This window comes from Beggiatoa alba B18LD (genome assembly GCF_000245015.1).
Classification (GTDB): domain Bacteria; phylum Pseudomonadota; class Gammaproteobacteria; order Beggiatoales; family Beggiatoaceae; genus Beggiatoa; species Beggiatoa alba.
Map to the genome: position 1 here is coordinate 1,288,785 of NZ_JH600070.1, position 12,581 is coordinate 1,301,365.

The following is a 12,581-nucleotide window of genomic DNA, read 5'->3' on the forward strand; positions in this document are numbered from 1 at the left end:
ATGGGTTAGGGCATTTTAGGGGCGTAGAGCTTCAGAATTTCTTCGGTATCCACTTGTTTTAAAGTCACTGTATTTTCTTCAATGTCAATAATCAGTGATTCATCTGGTAATTTGTCATTCACTCGATAACGGCTCACTTTTTGGCTTGCATCTGCCATCAGTGCATAACGGGTTTTACCTGTTGTCATAATTCCTAATAAACGTAAAGAGTTGGAATTAACCACAGTACCTGTTTTATTGGATGAAGTGGCTTTTTCATCTGTTTCCTTGCCCCAAGGTTGTAACTTATTGAGTTTATCAAACGCAATTTGTTCGTCTGCCGTGTTCATCGTGGGCATTTTCCATGTATTTTCTGGCTCGTTTTTTTCTGCTATGCCAAGTTTAGGCGTAGGGGCGGTGATACTGATAAAACAGAGCGCGAAACTCACACCCGCAAGCAGTAATAACCAAATTGCAACCTGTTGATTGGTTGTCGGAATGAGTTTCATGAGTTTGCAGGTGGTTGAAAATAAGCTGTAACAATCAGGGTAAAGCGCAGGGGTTGTCCTTGGCGAATGTCAAAACGTTCAACAATTAGCCATTGTGGATTACTGGCAATGGCTAGTAATAATTTATGGGTATTACTGGCTATAAAAGGCGCGTCGACTTGGGTTGTTACTTGCCATAAGTTGATAGCGGTTGTGCTATCAATGGCGTTATCAACTCTAATTTTTGCTTCTTTAATCCCTATTCCCTTCATTTGGTTATTAAACCATGCTTGAATATTTGCTTGTGCAAGTCCTTTAGTATTGGCTATCCATAAGCGACTTTCTGTATCCAATAAAGCGGTTTGAATTTGTTCGCGTCGAGTTAGCCAGAAATTTTGTTGTGTAATTTGATGTAATTGTGCCAAGCGTTTTTCTGCCTCAGCATAATCCGCTTCCACTTTACGGCGATAGTCATCTAAGCGCAAAACACCATAGGCAAGGAGAATACCAAGTATCATCCATAATCCCAGCCGTAAGCGAGGATTTTCTTTTAATTCAGTGCTCAGTGAATTAGACATGCGTTAGAGAAATCCAGCCAGTTTATGAGGACAAATCTTATCAGTCTTCTGTGAAAAACCAATCATTAAAAATTCGATATAGCAAACGTATTATAAAACGACATGGAGGACTGGCAGTCCTGTGAGGACTGCCAGTCCTAGATTTAAATCACTTTATGGTACGGTTACTATAGCTCAGTTATGCGAGGGTATAAATAAAGCAGGACTGACAATTCAGTACATTGCCAGTCCTTTTCTGTTTGTTTTTCCCTATTTTTCAATCGCTATCACAGCTGTTTTATTAAGCGGGCTGTGTCATGGCATGGCTTAATGTTTGTAAAAAGGCGGGTAAAACGGTTAAGAGTTCCGCTTCTGGTGTGGTTTCTATTTGTTGCACTAGGGCACTGCCAACGATGACGGCATCGCTGATTTTTGCAATTTTGCCCGCCGTTTCAGCATCACGAATCCCAAAGCCAACCCCAATCGGTAATTGGGTATATTGGCGAATTTGTTGGATTTTCTCTTGTACTGCAACTGTATCTAGATTTGCGCTCCCCGTCACCCCTTTTAAGGAAACGTAATATAAATATCCGCCTGCTTGTGTGCAAATCCGTTTAATACGTTCTTCAGTGCTCGTGGGCGCAAGTAAGAAGATTGGCAGTAAATGATGTGCTTTTAACGCTTGTCCTAATTCAGTGGATTCTTCTGGGGGTAAATCCACCGTGAGCACACCATCAACGCCTGCTTGTTCTGCTCGTTGGGCAAATTGATGATAACCCATGATTTCAATGGGGTTTAAATAGCCCATGAGTACAACAGGGGTGCTGGTATTTTGTTGGCGAAAGTTTGCCACCATGTTTAAAACATCACTCAGGTGTGTTCCTGCGGCAATGGCTCTTTCACTGGCGCGTTGAATCACTGGCCCATCTGCCATTGGGTCTGAGAAAGGAATCCCTAACTCAATAATATCCGCCCCTGCCTCGACCAGTTTGTGCATGAGAGGCACTGTGATGCTGGGCTTTGGGTCTCCTGCGGTGATAAAAGGAATTAAAGCTGTCCGTCGTTGCGCTTTCAGATTGGTAAAACAGGTTTGTAAGCGGTTCATAACTAGATTTTAATCCCTTCCAAAGTAGCAATGGTATTGATGTCTTTGTCACCACGTCCTGACAGATTGACTAAAATAATTTGGTCTTTATCCATGGTTGGGGCAAGTTTTGTGCAATAAGCCAATGCATGGCTGGATTCTAAGGCGGGAATAATCCCTTCTGTGCGGGTTAAATCGTGGAAGGCGGCAATGGCTTCTGCATCGGTAATTGTGACATATTGCGCCCGTCCTGTATCTTTTAACCAAGCATGTTCGGGCCCTACACCAGGGTAGTCTAAGCCTGCGGAGACGGAATGTGTTTCGATAACTAAGCCGTTTTCATCGCTCATTAAATAGGTGCGATTGCCGTGTAAAACCCCTGTTTTTCCAGCGGTTAAAGAGGCTGAGTGTCGCCCTGTTTCTACCCCGTCGCCACCCGCTTCAACCCCATAAATTTTAACGGATTTATCATGGATAAAAGGATAGAATAATCCCATGGCATTTGAGCCACCGCCTACGCAGGCGCAAATCACATCGGGTAAACGTCCTGCTTGAATTTTTATTTGTTGGCGAGCTTCGCGCCCAATCACGGTTTGAAAATCGCGCACCATCATGGGGTAGGGATGCGGGCCCGCAACAGTGCCGATAATATAGAAGGTATTATCGATATTTGTCACCCAATCACGCATGGCTTCGTTTAAGGCATCTTTCAGGGTTTTAGAGCCTGAAGAAACGGCACGGACTTCTGCACCGAGTAAACGCATCCGATAGACATTGACGGTTTGACGCTTAATATCTTCTTCGCCCATATAAACAACGCATTCCATGCCCATACGAGCGGCAACAGTTGCTGTTGCAACGCCATGTTGTCCTGCGCCTGTTTCAGCAATCACGCGGGTTTTACCCATGCGTTTTGCCAGAATGGCTTGACCGAGCGCGCTATTAATCTTATGCGCCCCAGTGTGGTTTAGGTCTTCACGTTTTAAATAAATCTGTGCACCGCCTAAACGCTCAGACCAACGGCGGGCATGATATAGCGGTGATGGTCTGCCAACATAATGTTGTAAATCGCTATTTAACTCTGCTAAAAATTCAGGGTCACGCATGTATTTTTCATAGGCAAGTCGCAACTCTTCTAAAGGTTGCATTAACGTTTCTGCAACGAACCGCCCGCCATATTTCCCAAAATGTCCCTGAGCATCGGGTAATAAGGTTGACTCTACATTTTCTAACGCGCTAACCGTAGCCATTGACATGGATACACCTCGAATAAATGCGGCGATTTTTTCCGCCGACTTAATACCTTTGGAAGATTCTACCCCACCACTGACATCAACCGCATAAGGGCGAAAAACAGTAAGGGCTTGATGAATATTACTGACGGTTAATCCACCTGCGAGTATCACAGGTTTAGATAAATGATATGGAATCCGTCGCCAGTCAAATGTCAGCCCCGTTCCCCCTTGCACACCTTCAACATATGTATCGAGTAATAATGCTTGTGCTTTTTGATATTGCTTTGCTAGCAGATTCAAATCAGTATCGGTTTTCATACGGACTGCTTTGATATATGGCTTGTGATATTGCTCACAATCAGCGGGTGATTCTTCACCATGAAATTGTAAAACATCTAATGGCACAGCTTGTAAAACGCTCTGTACCCAAGCAGGTTCTGCATCGACAAAGAGTCCGACAACGGTCACAAAAGCAGGCAAGGTTTGTACAATTTCTTTAGCTTGCTGAATCGTGACATGGCGCGGACTTTTTGGGTAAAAAACCAGCCCAATCGCATCTGCGCCAAAGCGAGCAGCATCTAAAGCATCTTGAGGGCGTGTAATACCGCAAATTTTCACCCGCACACGGGTTGGAGAGGAAACCGTATTCATGAAGTGAAAAAGTAGTGAGTGGTGAGAATATAACGAACTGACTTTATTGAAATTGATTAATGTATTTCGCAATCGTGTAATGGGTAATTATACCATTATTTTATCGTCAATGCGGGATATTGATAAATTATCCCTGCTCGGATTAAAGTGAGCCGATTTTTAACTGTTTATTCATAAATGTAAAACAGTGAATGTTCAATCGTGGAATAACTCAATTAACAATCTGAGTTCGGCGAGTTTCTTCTAAAAAGACAACAGCTTGTCTGAATCAGAATTCACAGAATTTTCAGAATTAAAAAGCGTGATTCACATTAATTTCTTGGTTTTAACCTGAGTTCGGCGAGTTTCTTTTAAAAAGACAACAGGTTGTCTGAATCTTATCTGGTGAATCCCAATGAAGAACAAGAGAATAGTCTCTGCCAGTCCTTCAATCCTTTTCGCGTGTTCCGACTGACCTACTAGGTTTTAAAAGCCTAGCAGGTCTCTGTTTTTTTTATAAAACTCGTAAAATTGAGGTTATTATGTCAGAAGCAACGCAAGAACAATGGAAAGTTTATGGTTACGATACTTTTGCACGTGAAACGTACTTTATTGGTCTATTCGCTACAGAAGCAGAGGCTCAACAAGCGGTCATGCAAATTAATCAACGCTTAGAAAAATACCAAGATGCTGAGTTACGTGATAGTGTTTGGATAGTTCCGCCTACTACTGCTTAATCTGTTCTCAATAACCCCTGTTTATATCGTTCCCAATCAAAAACTGCCCAAGGGTCGCTTTTACGCTCGGGGGCTATATCTCCATGTCCCACAATCCGCCCCATGTCGTTAAGCGCGGGGAATGCCCGTTGTAAAACCTGCGTGAGCTGAATCAATGCCTGATATTGGGCATCGGTATAAACGATTTTTTCACAACCTTCTAACTCAATGCCGATTGAAAAATCATTACAACGGTTACGCCCCGCAAAATGAGAGATACCTGCATGCCATGCACGTTTTTGAAAAGAAACGTATTGAGTGATTTCTCCCAAGCGATTAATACAACAATGTGCTGAAACTTGTAAGTTTTGCAAAGGGGGGAAATAGGCATCAGCTTGAATATCTAGCTGATTTAGAAATAAATCATCAATAAATCTTCCACCAAATTGACAAGGTGGTAGGCTAATCCCATGAATTACCAGTAAATCAATAACGCTACCAACAGGACGCTCATCAACATTAGGCGAAGGACAATGACGGGTGTTTAGCAACCATGCCTTTTCTATATCTAGTTGTAACATAAAGCAATAAATACCTAAGAAGCTATAGCAGTGTACGATTTATCGCCTGTGTTGTTTGGCTGTTTGCATCATTTGCAGGTGAGTTCTGTGTCACGGGTTCAATGCTTGGATTCTCTGTGATGCTATGCTCAGCACAATGATGATGATGGGTATAAACGGCTAAATCATTAGGCAGATGCACGCCACCAAATAAGGACAGGTAAGCAGGGTGACGACTGACTATGCTGGGATGTCCTGAGCAGCAAATATGCTGATTGAGACAAATCACGTGGTCAGTGGTAGCCATGACTAAATGTAAATCATGCGATACCATCAACACCCCACAACCGCGCTGGTTACGAATACGACTGATGAGCTTATACAATTCATATTGTCCCCCCACATCAACCCCTTGAATGGGTTCGTCTAGCACCAATAAGTCAGGGTCGCGCAGCAGTGCCCGTGCTAGTAAAACCCGTTGCAGTTCACCGCCAGAAATTTGTTGTAGTGGTCGTTGTAATAAAGCGAGTCCGCCGACTTCTTCTAAAATTTTATGAATTTGTGAACGGGCTGATGTACCGCTCAAGCGTAAAAAACGTTCTACGGTCAACGGCAACGCCATATCAATGCTTAAGCGTTGTGGCATATAACCAATTTTTAAATGCGCGTGGCGATACACCTGCCCTTGCTGAGGGCTTAATAGTCCTAAAATGACTTTAACTAAGCTCGTTTTACCTGCGCCATTAGGACCAATCAGCGTGATAATTTCTCCCCGTTTAACTGCTAAGGAGACATCCTGCAATGCAGTATATTGCTGAAATCGCAAATAAATATTTTTTACTTCGACCAATACTGACGCTGTTTGATTCATGATGTTTTATGATGTTGTTGGCAACTTGCACAACGCCCTGTTATTTCAATAACTTGATTTTCAATAATAAATCCAAGCGTTCTTGCTTGCAATGCAATACCGTCAGCAATGAGTGGCGTTTCTAACTCTGCCGCATTGCCACATTCTGTACAGATGAGGAATTGCCCAACATGGGGTTTATCAGGATGAATACAACCAATAAATGCATTTAAAGAGGCAATTCGATGAATTAATCCTTGCTGTATTAAAAATTCCAATGCGCGGTAAACTGTGGGCGGTGCAGCACGTCGACCTTCATCGACATGTAAACTTTCTAAGATCGTGTACGCGCCAAGTGGTTTGTGGCTACGCCAAATTAATTCTAAAACTCTCCGTCTTAAAGGGGTAAGACGAGCATCACGTTGTTGACAAATTTGTGTCGCTTGTGCAAGTGCCTGTGTGACACACTGACGATGATCATGTGATGTTCCTGAAAAAGCGAGTGGTGCAAATGATTGCGTAGAAAGTACAGTTGACATGATAAATTCCTTAGTAAAACACCAAGCAGAAACTGTGTTTATTACTGTTATAATGTTACAGTGGTGTTGCAAAATAAAACTACAATATTCAATATATTGCGTTTCAATAGCCCATGTCACAAGTGCGAGATACCTCTACTTAAACTTAAATCATCCCACTATTTGTTATTTGTAAAGGTATCTGTCGCCATTACTCATTCAGGAAATAGCAACAAATCACCCTAACAACCGAATATTCATAGCAACAGGGTCTTTGTTATTATTTTTTGATTCTTCTAGCCTAAATTCAAAAATAAAATCTCGATTTGGCAATTGGGAAGTATTAACCTCTTCAGGCAAATTAGAGCCATGAAAGAAAGCGGCTCGATAAGGTGATTCGTCGTGCCGAGCGTCCGTAATCCATAAACCAGGGGCAATGCGGTCTAAATAGCGCATAAAACCAAATCCGCGATCATCATAATAATGTGAACAATACCCACGAACGACAGACCCTATTTCACCCCATTCAATATTATTTTCAATATTACGTTTAACTGGTAATAAATTCGGAATTAAATAACCCGATAAAAACATATCGGCTTCACGTTTTAAGTCACTTGATATATTTTCAAAAGCAACCACCTCAACACGACAACCATAATTTTGTAATGCCCTGACCACTTGAATAAAGTCACCATCCCCTGTGACTAATAAAACCCTATCCAAATTTTGTGATTGTAAAAGTGCATCTACTGCCATATCTAAATCTGCATTGGCTTTACCATACCGATTACCTTTATCATCCTCATACCATTTGACATTTTTTTGAATGACTTTAAAGCCATATTCACGCAAGACAGAGAAGTAATTATTAATTCCTTTTCTATAAATCACATCTTCTCTTGCGCGTTCAATATCAAAGCTAACGTATGCATTTAAGCGTAAGGCTTCTGCAAAATCACGACAGGCGAATTCCCGTAAAACGTCGTATTGCATTCCATAACCACCATTACGATTTACGTTAGCAACGTCGACATAGACACCTATTTTTGCGTTTGATTTAAATCCGTTCAATTGTTTACCATCCATATTATTAGTTCTGCTTTTTTGTAAAGAGGGATACTTGTTTTTAAGCACTTTTTGTGCCGATAACACTGTCTATTTATACGTTTAAAATAAATGGGTTATCCTAAAAACACAGTGAAAACTTGTCTCAATGCAGAGGAGTCAATCTCCCTTGAAAATAAACAAGCGATAAGTAAATTTCTATGTAGCTAAAATATTGGAGGTAATAAAGAACTTCATTAGATATAATAAAGATTACTTATAACGGCATGAAATAAAATATTATTTTACTTTTTTCTAAGCTAAGTGTGTTTATGATTTATTAATTACTAACTGTTTTTATTCATTTTAACATTAACTGAATCAATGACCAAAATCTACAATACAATAAGTTTCATTATTTATTTTTAATAAAGTTATGTTCAATATGAAATAGATAAATTTATATATTTTATAAAGTTATAAAATCAGTTAAGATAAAAAAGATATATTAATTCTAAGTATGATCGCAATATTTCCCAGCCGTTGCTAACTCCCGATGCAACACACGAAAAGACGTAGAATAAGTTTTTTTCAAACCGTATAATCAATCTTTATTCTTTTAAACAAAAATCTTAGTAAACCTTAACGCTATATCCCTGATGATTCCTTTAGAGAAAATCATTGTTCTGAGTAAAGTTCCTTTGTTTTCTACCCTGAAAACAGAAGATATTCACCGAATCTCTACCATTGCAAGTGAGGAGGCCTATGAAGATGGGCATACCTTGTTTTATGAAGGAGATATTGGCGATAGACTTTATATTGTGGTCACAGGGCAAGTCACCATTTTAAAAAGTAAAGGTGGGATTGAAATTCCGATTGCGACTTTAAAGGAGAATGACTTTCTTGGAGAACTCGCTTTATTTGATGCAGAAACACGAACCGCCACTGCACGCTGTAGTGGTTCTAGTACCTTTTTAGTAATAGACCGCAACGATATGGAGCAATTAGCGCATGAATATCCTGCAATTGCTTTTGGTTTTATTAAAGTATTGATTAGCCGTATGCGTGGTATGCTAAACAATACTAAAAATTAGAGTCTTGTGTTATGCCTGTTAAACTCACTCGTTTTTTTAGCACCCTTTTTTCCATTAAGCCCAACGAGTGGGATAGCGTTTTTTACTTCTTTCTCATTTTCCTCGTTTTTTCCTTTGGAGCAAGTTTTGCGCGTAGCATCGGCATGGCACTGCTCATCCAAAATTTACCAGGTCAACTCCCTTTAATGTTCATTTTAATCGACCTTTCTGTTATGGTCGGTTCGATGGCATATGCAAAATATACAAAAAAAGTCAGTGGTTTACGCATCTTACAATTTTTCTTTATCTCCATGGCAGTTTTTGCCTTTATTATTCAATGTTTACTGATTTTTGTAATCAATTGGCTTCCTGCATTAACGTGGATTTATGGACTTTTTTTTGTTGGCTTTTTCTTCTTTTACGTGCTGATATTTATCCATATCGGTAGTGTTGTTGCCTCCTATTTCAACGCGGTTCAAGTAAAACGAGTGACAACCGTTATTAATGCAGGTATTCCTATTGGCGGTACATTAGGCGGTTTAGTCCTTGTCTTCTGCTTAAAAGTTTTACATTTATCACCTAACTACTTAATTATTGTTTTAGGTCTTTCCTGCCTTGGTGTACTTGCTTTACTCAAAGTCGTGAATGCACGCTTAAGTCCAGTACGCTCCAGTGTGTCAGAAACAAGAGGAATACCAAAAAGTCCCTTTCATGAATTAGTCAGTGCATTTAAATACATCATTAATTCACGACTGATGATTTACATGTCATTAGGATTAATATTCTTCGTCATTGCAAATAAACTACTTGAATATCAATATCAAGTGATTATTTACCCTGCAATTTACCCTGATGCCACTTCACGTACTTCTTTTTTCGCCCTCTATGAAATTTTTGCCAATTTAACATGGCTATTAATTCAATTATTTGTCACATCACGCTTAATTGTTGGCTTAGGCGTAGGCGTAACAAATTTGATTTACCCCATGTTAGCCGCCATCGTCAGCCTGAGCTTATGCCTTTATTTCTATTGGAATCCTTACAATGTGGTTGACAATAGCGTCGGGTTAATGCTCTTACTCGCAGTTATTACACAATTTGTTAATCAAGAAATGCGTGGCGCATTACGTACACCCGCAAATAATTTACTATTTAATGCAATTCCACCCAACCAATGGGGGGTTAACAAAGCCTTTTTAAATGGCATTGTGTTTCCATTTTCTACCACATTAGCGGGTAGCTTTTTAATCTTCATGACCAGTAACAACCAGCTTTTTGATGTTACTGATTTAAGTTACATATTACCCAGTATTGCCCTCATTGCCTCGCTGATTGGTATTGTTATGGCTTTTCCTCAATGGCGTGCTTATAACGAAGGGGTATTTGGGCTACTAAACCGCCGACTTTTCGATCACAATGCAGATATTAACTCAAGAAAAAGTGGAGATTTACGCCTTGTTATCGAAGAAAAACTGAACAGCCATGACCCACATCATGTGATTGCTGCGCTAGAAATGATACGTTTGTTACAGCTAGGACAATTTAGCAATCCCGTAGGCACATTAATGCTAAAAGTCCAGCATACGGAACTAGAAGAGACAAAACCACTAGAATTAGAAGCAAAACATTTAGAAATTGACTCCAAACGCTTGAAAAATGAAGCTAAACATTTGCCAGCAGGTTCAACAGAACGAATAGAATTAGAAGAACAAGTCACTGCATGTCGTAATAAATTAAATCAAACCCGTAATGCATTAGCCACAATTAAAAGTAGCCATTTTGATATTAAAAAACACTGTTTGGATACATTAGCAGCACTTCCGCAAACACATACAAATGCTAATTTTTTAATAGAATTACTCAGCGTTGAATCAGATACAACGATTTTAGCAATCACCTTGAAACATCTATCTTTATTTGGCAATGTGAATTTTAATAATCAAATTGAAAAATTCCTATCGCATAACACTCCACAAGTTTTTATTGAGGCTGCACTGTGTTTGCATAATCATCCTGAATATCGCAATAAAAAAGTAGTTGCAGAAAAGATTCTGCAACGCTTAGAAGAAAATCGGGATTCTGAAGAATTGCCTTTATACCTGTATGCCTTAGGCGAGCTGAAACAACAACAATATATTTTTTACCTATTGCCCTATTTAGATAACAGCCCGCGCCCTGATGTGCGTCTTGCTGCCTTAATGGCATATATGCACATGTTAGAGGGACAATTAGACCCATATAAAGACCGTTTAATTACCGCCTTATCCTCTGAAGACAATCGGATGCGAATTGCGGCGTTACAAGCCTTAAAAGAATGCCAACCCTTAGAAGATTGGACAACTGTGATTGATTTATTAGGCGCAAAAGACCGCGCCGTTGTGAATGAAAGTAAAGAATTATTACGCTTAAGTTTGGGGGTATGTCGTCATGCCTTAATTAAAGAGTTGTTTAAAGAAGATATTTCTGTACAACAACGCTTTGAAATCCTTTCGTTAGTTTATACCCGATTGAATGAATTACAAAAAGAACGTTTACGGCAAATGGCAGATAAATCCTTACAAATGTTTATTAAAATAAACTGCTTAAGTCGTATTCATCGCCAAAGTAAAGAAAAGGGTAAAGCACATGAATTAATTACTAAATTACTGGAAGAAATGGCAGAAAATCAATTACTGCAAGTTGTGACTGTTATTACTTATGAAACGGATGGTAATTTAGAATTTTTCCAACGTGTTACACGTGGATTGCTCTCTAATAGTCGCGCAAATCAAGGTAACGCGCTAGAAGTATTACTCAATGCAGGAGAAAAATATTTAACCGAACGGATTGTTAAATATTTCGATGAACGTTTTACAGATATTCATGTTTATCATCGAGTGCATTTATTGTTATATGACGAACCGTTAGATATTACAGAAAGCAACTACGATACACATTTATTTTTGCTTAATAATGACTTATTAAAGGCTTGCTTGTTTTACAGCTATAAAGATCAAGTGCAAATGCCTCGCTTAGTTTTGACAAAAAAATCCCGCGAATTGCTCATCGATAAACCGCAAAAAAAGAAAGCTGTCGCCGCATAATAAACTGTTTTTTTAAAGATTAAAGGTATCTCTATATTTTACAGAAAGACACTTTCTGATAAAACAAGCGATACCTTTTTGTTTTCTACTTCCCTTGCTACGTAATTAAATTAATATATACTAATATACTAATTAGTAATGCAATCAAAGGGGATAAACTCATGGACATTAATGTACATTTTGGCGAAGGTTTACAAGTGATTACGGAATTTGATGGATTCCATGTGTTAGCTGACCAACCGAAAGACAATGGTGGACAAGGAACAGCACCCGACCCATTTTCTTATTTTTTAAGCAGTTTAGCGGCATGTGCAGGATTTTTCGTTTTACGTTTTTGCCAATCGCGTCAATTAGAAATAGCAGATATTCGCCTGAGTTTGCATAGTAGCCGTGACCCTGCCAGCCATCGCTTAACAGATATTGCAATGACAATACATGTCCCTGAAAGTTTTCCACAAAAATATTTATCTGCGTTAGTACGTGCGACAAACGAATGTAGTGTTAAAAAAGTCTTAGCTGACCCACCAACAATTAGCGTTAATGCAAAAGTGATGGAAAGCACAACCGCATAATTTTTTTATTTTCTGTTTGACCTTACTTTAATCAGCAAGATTAAAACACTGTCTGAATCAGGATTTTCAGGATTAACAGAATTTAAAACCCTTAAACCCAAAAAGTCAGGCGAATCACGCTTTTTAATTCTGCTAATTCTGAAAATTCTGTGAATTCTGATTCAGACAAGCTGTTGTCTTTTTAAAAAA

At 39.3% G+C, this 12,581-nt stretch carries 12 protein-coding genes and 1 pseudogene; 4 read left to right on the forward strand and 9 right to left on the reverse strand.

The window, feature by feature from the left end; translation table 11 throughout:
* Positions 1-5: 5 nt before the first annotated feature.
* The 5 genes and pseudogenes from BEGALDRAFT_RS05165 to BEGALDRAFT_RS19365 all read right to left on the reverse strand — a co-directional run.
* Positions 6-488 (reverse strand): type II secretion system protein N, encoded by a 483-nt coding sequence (locus BEGALDRAFT_RS05165; RefSeq protein ID WP_002684378.1) that lies wholly within the window; start codon positions 486-488, stop codon positions 6-8.
* Entirely contained in the window at positions 485-1,045 is a 561-nt protein-coding gene (locus BEGALDRAFT_RS05170; protein ID WP_002684380.1) for a hypothetical protein, read from the reverse strand. Before BEGALDRAFT_RS05170 ends, BEGALDRAFT_RS05165 begins: the two co-directional genes overlap by 4 nt.
* A 280-nt stretch (positions 1,046-1,325) precedes the next feature.
* Positions 1,326-2,129, reverse strand: coding sequence for a tryptophan synthase subunit alpha (trpA, locus tag BEGALDRAFT_RS05175; protein WP_002684382.1), 804 nt, complete (start codon positions 2,127-2,129; stop codon positions 1,326-1,328).
* A 2-nt stretch (positions 2,130-2,131) separates the two neighbouring features.
* On the reverse strand, positions 2,132-3,358 hold the full coding sequence (gene trpB / locus BEGALDRAFT_RS05180; RefSeq protein ID WP_198284673.1) for a tryptophan synthase subunit beta: 1,227 nt from the start codon (positions 3,356-3,358) through the stop codon (positions 2,132-2,134).
* Positions 3,359-3,370: 12 nt separating this feature from the next.
* Positions 3,371-3,994: pseudogene (locus BEGALDRAFT_RS19365) on the reverse strand (phosphoribosylanthranilate isomerase); the annotation flags it as partial.
* Between the two features lie 521 nt (positions 3,995-4,515).
* Between BEGALDRAFT_RS19365 and BEGALDRAFT_RS05185 the strand changes: the two are divergent.
* Positions 4,516-4,710: a hypothetical protein gene (locus BEGALDRAFT_RS05185; protein WP_002684386.1), complete on the forward strand. Its 195-nt coding sequence runs from the start codon at positions 4,516-4,518 to the stop codon at positions 4,708-4,710.
* Here the strand turns inward: BEGALDRAFT_RS05185 and ampD are convergent.
* The 4 genes from ampD to BEGALDRAFT_RS05205 all read right to left on the reverse strand — a co-directional run bounded on the left by ampD (position 4,707) and on the right by BEGALDRAFT_RS05205 (position 7,706).
* Complete coding sequence (ampD, locus tag BEGALDRAFT_RS05190; RefSeq protein WP_002684389.1) at positions 4,707-5,270, reverse strand: 1,6-anhydro-N-acetylmuramyl-L-alanine amidase AmpD; 564 nt, start codon at positions 5,268-5,270, stop codon at positions 4,707-4,709. The two genes, BEGALDRAFT_RS05185 and ampD, sit on opposite strands and share 4 nt — an antisense overlap.
* 22 nt (positions 5,271-5,292) lie before the next feature.
* The gene (gene znuC / locus BEGALDRAFT_RS05195; protein WP_002684390.1) at positions 5,293-6,120 is read right to left on the reverse strand and encodes a zinc ABC transporter ATP-binding protein ZnuC; all 828 of its coding nucleotides are present in this window, start codon (positions 6,118-6,120) and stop codon (positions 5,293-5,295) included.
* A complete protein-coding gene (locus BEGALDRAFT_RS05200; protein WP_002684391.1) occupies positions 6,117-6,638 on the reverse strand; it encodes a Fur family transcriptional regulator in 522 nt (173 codons plus the stop codon). The genes znuC and BEGALDRAFT_RS05200 overlap by 4 nt, the downstream gene beginning before the upstream one ends.
* A gap of 216 nt (positions 6,639-6,854) precedes the next feature.
* Positions 6,855-7,706: a LabA-like NYN domain-containing protein gene (locus BEGALDRAFT_RS05205; RefSeq protein ID WP_002684393.1), complete on the reverse strand. Its 852-nt coding sequence runs from the start codon at positions 7,704-7,706 to the stop codon at positions 6,855-6,857.
* A gap of 617 nt (positions 7,707-8,323) precedes the next feature.
* Between BEGALDRAFT_RS05205 and BEGALDRAFT_RS05210 the strand changes: the two genes are divergently transcribed.
* From BEGALDRAFT_RS05210 to BEGALDRAFT_RS05220, 3 genes are all read left to right on the forward strand, one after another.
* On the forward strand, positions 8,324-8,758 hold the full coding sequence (locus BEGALDRAFT_RS05210) for a cyclic nucleotide-binding domain-containing protein (protein ID WP_002684396.1): 435 nt from the start codon (positions 8,324-8,326) through the stop codon (positions 8,756-8,758).
* A gap of 11 nt (positions 8,759-8,769) precedes the next feature.
* The gene (locus tag BEGALDRAFT_RS05215; protein WP_002684398.1) at positions 8,770-11,820 is read left to right on the forward strand and encodes an MFS transporter; all 3,051 of its coding nucleotides are present in this window, start codon (positions 8,770-8,772) and stop codon (positions 11,818-11,820) included.
* 161 nt (positions 11,821-11,981) lie between these two features.
* Positions 11,982-12,392: an OsmC family protein gene (locus BEGALDRAFT_RS05220; RefSeq protein WP_002684400.1), complete on the forward strand. Its 411-nt coding sequence runs from the start codon at positions 11,982-11,984 to the stop codon at positions 12,390-12,392.
* Positions 12,393-12,581: the final 189 nt, after the last annotated feature.

What these genes read in the sequence shown, in the direction of transcription:
- BEGALDRAFT_RS05205 (WP_002684393.1), bottom strand. Translation starts at nt 7,706, where the DNA reads ATGGATGGTAAACAATTGAACGGATTTAAATCAAACGCAAAAATAGGT.
- trpB (WP_198284673.1), bottom strand. Translation starts at nt 3,358, where the DNA reads ATGGCTACGGTTAGCGCGTTAGAAAATGTAGAGTCAACCTTATTACCC.
- znuC (WP_002684390.1), bottom strand. Translation starts at nt 6,120, where the DNA reads ATGAATCAAACAGCGTCAGTATTGGTCGAAGTAAAAAATATTTATTTG.
- BEGALDRAFT_RS05220 (WP_002684400.1), top strand. Translation starts at nt 11,982, where the DNA reads ATGGACATTAATGTACATTTTGGCGAAGGTTTACAAGTGATTACGGAA.
- BEGALDRAFT_RS05210 (WP_002684396.1), top strand. Translation starts at nt 8,324, where the DNA reads ATGATTCCTTTAGAGAAAATCATTGTTCTGAGTAAAGTTCCTTTGTTT.
- BEGALDRAFT_RS05165 (WP_002684378.1), bottom strand. Translation starts at nt 488, where the DNA reads ATGAAACTCATTCCGACAACCAATCAACAGGTTGCAATTTGGTTATTA.
- ampD (WP_002684389.1), bottom strand. Translation starts at nt 5,270, where the DNA reads ATGTTACAACTAGATATAGAAAAGGCATGGTTGCTAAACACCCGTCAT.
- BEGALDRAFT_RS05170 (WP_002684380.1), bottom strand. Translation starts at nt 1,045, where the DNA reads ATGTCTAATTCACTGAGCACTGAATTAAAAGAAAATCCTCGCTTACGG.
- BEGALDRAFT_RS05185 (WP_002684386.1), top strand. Translation starts at nt 4,516, where the DNA reads ATGTCAGAAGCAACGCAAGAACAATGGAAAGTTTATGGTTACGATACT.
- BEGALDRAFT_RS05200 (WP_002684391.1), bottom strand. Translation starts at nt 6,638, where the DNA reads ATGTCAACTGTACTTTCTACGCAATCATTTGCACCACTCGCTTTTTCA.
- trpA (WP_002684382.1), bottom strand. Translation starts at nt 2,129, where the DNA reads ATGAACCGCTTACAAACCTGTTTTACCAATCTGAAAGCGCAACGACGG.
- BEGALDRAFT_RS05215 (WP_002684398.1), top strand. Translation starts at nt 8,770, where the DNA reads ATGCCTGTTAAACTCACTCGTTTTTTTAGCACCCTTTTTTCCATTAAG.